This is a genomic window from Roseobacter sp. (genome assembly GCF_024639605.1).
GTDB lineage: Bacteria > Pseudomonadota > Alphaproteobacteria > Rhodobacterales > Rhodobacteraceae > Roseobacter.
The window spans coordinates 1-4,683 of sequence record NZ_JAHEHZ010000208.1 but is presented as its reverse complement, the minus strand read 5'-3'; the positions used below and the strand labels follow the sequence as shown (position 1 = coordinate 4,683).

Below are 4,683 nucleotides of genomic sequence, written 5' to 3'. Positions count from 1 at the left end.
CTGCCCACCAAAATGGCACATTTTCAGGTTTTAAGGCGGGTTGGTTTTTTGGCTTTGCTATCTTTGACGGTTTGGGCAGGATTTCGGAAAGGTTGCCATTCAACAGAGCTGGATTGACACAGGTGCAATGCCCGGAAACCGTGGCCCATGACAGAACGTTTTCAATGCGTCCCCGTAATCGTTTGGTAGCGGTAGTTTTGGTGAGCCAGATCGGTTGCAGAACACGCAGCACGTCCTGCACGCTGATCTCCGATACCTGTTTCCGACCCAACACAGGTTTTGCATAGGTATCCAGAGTAGAGCGCCATTGCTTGCGGTGCTTTTCATTTCGGAACTCATCCAGCTTGAGATCCAGATATTTTTCTACCGCCACCTCAAATGTCATTCCCTCGGAGGCCTCGCGCTTCTCCTGCAGAGGGTCACCGCCAAGCATGGCCTTGACCCGATTTTCGAGAGCGACCCTTCGCGCGGTGTGCAATGGTACGGCGGGAAAGCTGCCCAGTCCGATCTCACACCGCTTTCCGCGAATGGTGATATGTTGCACCCATTGCTTGCCGCCGTTGGACCGGACGCGGAGGAACAGGCCTTGCCCGTCGAAATACTTGCCGGGTTTGCTTACGGTTTCCACGAAACGGGCGTTCAATGCTCTTTGCGGCGTTCGAATGCTTTTGACCGGCAAGCCTTATCCCCCGTGATATCCCCCACGTAAACATGGATTAAGAGGGACTATGATGGATGTTCTCGGATTAAGTGACGGGATGGAGTTCATATTTACAAAAACATAACCGGTCAGGGGAGGAAGCTGACGGAACATCCTGTGGTGGTTCCAGGGTCCGCCACTACAATCAACTGAATTCATGTTGTTGAATGATAAAGTTCGGGAATTTCATCTGCTTGCCACCGCTCTTGCCACCGTCTGGATTTCGTCTGCTCATCTCTTCTCTCCGCCCGACGCATGGGCACAACACGGAAGAAAGCCCTCATAACTTCAATTGTAACCGCTGATAAGCATGTCAAAGGCCGCTCGCCTCTGTCATCGCCGGCGGATCACGTTCAATGGCTGGCCGTCTGCCGGAAAGCTATGTCAATTTTGGAAGCGGCGCCGGATGGGTCACCTCAGGATGCAGAAAGCATGGAGGCTGCGCAGGCTCTGAGCGTTCTGCTTGCGGAGACACCTGCGACAACACCTGAATGCCTCGTCTCGCAGATTGAGTGGCTTGCGGAAGACTATTACGACTGTGTCCGCTGCAATGCGTTGCCGGCACATGACTTGATCTTTGCAACGCTGGCAAAGGGTGTCGGCAATATAAAACAGTAAGGATAAATGTGGGGTTTCAGTATTGACGATTGACCCCCACTCACCCCGTTCACCATGATCGGATCAGAACTCCCGGCACTCAAAAATCGGGGGCACGATCCTGCATCCACGCACAGCCCCTCTGTCGAATGCGATTTTGTGTTGAGATTTTCCTGGTGTGGAAAAAGCCCGGAACGGCTTCAGAATTCTGAAAGCATAGCCAACCGATCACGGCCCGGCATGAAATCATAAGGATCGCAACTACTGAGCCTCGCGTAAACGATCAGCAGGTCGCACGCATCCGGACGTAATGCCGGAACTTTCGCACAGACCGGCGCCCGTCCTCCCATGATTGCCCCATCAGCTCCGACAACAATCTTGTTTGTAACGGTGACGTCCTTTTGCCGGATGTCACGGCGATAACCCCGGATGATAACATGCCGGATCTGCTGCGCGGGCTACCGCCACACTTGAGGAGTGCGACTTTTTGCATGGAAAGAATGCTATTTTACACTCCTCAACGATACGCTTCTGACCGGAAAGGCGCGGGTTGCGCGAAAGCCGCGCATCAAAAGGCTGAACGGCTGTGGCATATCCGGCCTAGGGATACTGCCGGTGACCTGCCTTCTGTTCAGCGAGAAAGCGCATGAGGCTTTCCGGAACCGGAACCTTTCTGGCAATCAGACCGGGAAAACCAGTCATTATCCGACCAGATCGCAGACGGCTGGACAAGACAACCACTTAATCGTATCCAAAGGGATACAAGAAAGTGAACCGATGCCGGAAACGTCCAGATCAAGCGGTGAAACAGCATATGACGCTCTGATCATGGCGCTCAGAAACGGCGCTTTTGTGCCCGGAGACCGCCTGCGTGAAGAAGATGTCGCAGCGCGTCTCAGCCTTTCACGCACGCCCGTCCGCGAGGCGCTGCGCCGTCTGGAAAGTGACGGCATTATCGAGCACCGGCCGCGGATCGGTGCTGTGATCCGGGTGCTGGCTCACACCGAACTGGTCGAGCTTTATGAAATGCGCACAGTTCTCGAAGCCACCGCCGCTGAAATGGCGGCACAGCATGGTGCAACAGCGGAATTCGATGCGCTGGAGGCGATGAACGATCGCATTGAGTCCGCTCGTGATGACCCCGCAACAGGGGCTGCGATCAATCAGGATTTCCACCGCGGGCTTTGCCTGGCCGCGCGCAACAGGTTCCTTGTTGAATCCGCCCGCGCGCTGAACAATGCACTGTTGTTGCTCGGACCTTCGACTTATTCCGATCCCGCGCGTATCGACGTGGTTGTACAACAACACCGGGACATCATAACAGCACTGCGTGCCCGTGACGGCGCAGCAGCGGCAATGGCCGCGCGACAGCACCTTGAAACCTCACTGCGACACAGACTGGGGAGTGCCTCTGCGTGATCCGCATTGCCTCCGCCTTTGCGACAGCAGCCTTTGGTGTGACAGTGTTTCAGGTTCTGGCGATCCCGCTGCCCTGGTTGCTGGGGCCGATCTTTGCCTGCCTCTTTGCCGCTCTGGCGGGTTTGCCCATGGCTGGCATCAAATGGCTCAATGACGGCATGCGCACAATCCTCGGCGTGGCCGTTGGCGCCACAATGACACCCGCAGCACTCGCACTTTTTCCTGCGATGTGGCCCACGCTGCTGATGGTGCCTCTGATGGTCGGTGTGATCGGTGTGACCGGTGTTCCTTATTTCCGCAGGATCTGTGGCTATGATTTCCCGACGGCGTGGTACGCGACCATGCCAGGCGGGTTGCAGGATATGATCGTCTTCGGTGAGGAAGCCGGCGCCAGTGTGCGCGCACTCAGCCTGATCCATGCCACACGGGTGCTTGTGATCGTCGTCGCCCTGCCGTTCCTGCTCAAGGGCATATGGGACGCGGATCTGTCCAGCCCACCCGGTCTGCCGGCTGCAGAAGTGCCACTCAGTGAACTTGCAATTATGGCTTTCTGTGCCATTGCAGGCTGGCAGGGCGCCAGACGCATCGGATTATTCGGCGCATCGATCCTCGGGCCGCTCATTCTGACCGCGGCAGTCACCCTCGGCGACGGGTTGCACTACCGCCCGCCGGCAGAGGCCATTCAGGCGGCTCAGTTCTTTATCGGCATGAGCATCGGGTGCAAATATGCAGGCATCACCATGCAGGAAATCCGCCGTGACCTGGCTGCGGGTCTGGGCTTTTGTGCGCTGCTGATGATCCTTACCGTGATTTTTGTCGAAGCGATCTACAGCACCGGCCTCGCGCCGGGCATGGATGCGTTGCTGGCCTTTGCCCCGGGCGGACAGGCCGAACTCACGGTGCTCGCCCTCGTTGTCGGCGCTGACGTCACCTTTGTGGTGGCCCATCATGTGCTGCGCATTTTTGTTGTGATCCTCGGCGCGCCGCTGGCGCAGCGGCTTTTTGACCGCGCCACGTGATGCAGGGCAGCCGCGGACCGGCGGGCGATCTTATCTGCTGACCGACCTGTCGTACTGAACATCCGGCCGGGCGCGCATGATACATCACCTGCCTGATACCGGACGCCATATCCTCTCTTCCGCTGCCGACGCCTTTGCATCACCGGCAAATTCCGCCCGCCTGCACATGGCACAGAACCGCCGGTTGCGAAAAACTTTGCGCTTCGCCCTTTCCTCGGACGCCGCGACGTTCATGTTTAACACGGCGGGGGCGAGCCGCCCGGTGCGAGGTATTGTGTGAAACCCGAGTAAGGATCCCGAAAATGACGATCAACCTCAGACTGAACGGAAAAATACATCAGGTGGAAGCGGATCCCGGAACCCCGCTGCTCTGGGTAATCCGGGATGAGCTGAAAATGACCGGTACCAAATTCGGCTGTGGTGTGGCGTCCTGCGGGGCCTGCACCGTGCATGTGGACGGTGAACCTGTACGCTCCTGTCAGACCTATGTCGGTGATCTGGAGGATGCCGAAGTCACGACGATCGAAGCCATGTCCGAGGATAAAACCGGCGCCGCCGTGCAGCAGGCCTGGCTCGAGATGGACGTCGTGCAATGCGGTTATTGCCAGTCCGGACAGATCATGTCGGCGGTCGGGTTGCTCAACAGCAACCCTTCGCCCACAGCCGAAGAAATCGACAGCTACATGTACGGCAATGTCTGCCGCTGTGCGACCTACCAGCGAATCCGCGCCGGCATTCAGCGCGCCGCAGAAATTCTGGAGGCCTGAACATGACACATGCCACAACCCGCCGCCGATTTCTCAAAGCCGCCGGCGCCACCGGTGCCACGCTGCTGATCGGCATTCGCCCCGACGGCGCGCTGGCGGCAACGACAGACGCCACACAGCTGAACCCCTTTGTACGCATCGGTCCCGACGGAACAGTCACCGCCATCGTGAAACATTTTGA

Annotated in this window: 6 protein-coding genes; 5 read left to right on the top strand and 1 reads right to left on the bottom strand. The window is 57.6% G+C overall.

Going from position 1 to position 4,683, the window contains the following annotated elements; all coding sequences use genetic code 11:
- Positions 1 to 679, bottom strand: a 679-nt coding sequence (locus Q0M35_RS17495) for an integrase arm-type DNA-binding domain-containing protein (RefSeq protein ID WP_295317540.1), incomplete at its 3' end; no start/stop codon positions are given.
- Between the two features lie 453 nt (positions 680 to 1,132).
- On the opposite strand from Q0M35_RS17495, the gene Q0M35_RS17490 reads away from it, so the two are divergent.
- The 5 genes from Q0M35_RS17490 to Q0M35_RS17470 all read left to right on the top strand — a co-directional run.
- Complete coding sequence (locus Q0M35_RS17490) at positions 1,133 to 1,318, top strand: hypothetical protein (RefSeq protein ID WP_295317539.1); 186 nt, start codon at positions 1,133 to 1,135, stop codon at positions 1,316 to 1,318.
- A 756-nt stretch (positions 1,319 to 2,074) separates the two neighbouring features.
- Positions 2,075 to 2,716 (top strand): GntR family transcriptional regulator, encoded by a 642-nt coding sequence (locus tag Q0M35_RS17485; RefSeq protein WP_295317538.1) that lies wholly within the window; start codon positions 2,075 to 2,077, stop codon positions 2,714 to 2,716.
- On the top strand, positions 2,713 to 3,735 hold the full coding sequence (locus tag Q0M35_RS17480) for an AbrB family transcriptional regulator (protein WP_295317537.1): 1,023 nt from the start codon (positions 2,713 to 2,715) through the stop codon (positions 3,733 to 3,735). The genes Q0M35_RS17485 and Q0M35_RS17480 overlap by 4 nt, the downstream gene beginning before the upstream one ends.
- 302 nt (positions 3,736 to 4,037) lie before the next feature.
- Entirely contained in the window at positions 4,038 to 4,502 is a 465-nt protein-coding gene (locus tag Q0M35_RS17475) for a (2Fe-2S)-binding protein (protein WP_295317536.1), read from the top strand.
- Positions 4,503 to 4,504: 2 nt separating this feature from the next.
- Positions 4,505 to 4,683 (top strand): twin-arginine translocation signal domain-containing protein (locus tag Q0M35_RS17470; protein ID WP_295317541.1); only part of this gene is annotated, 179 nt, incomplete at its 3' end.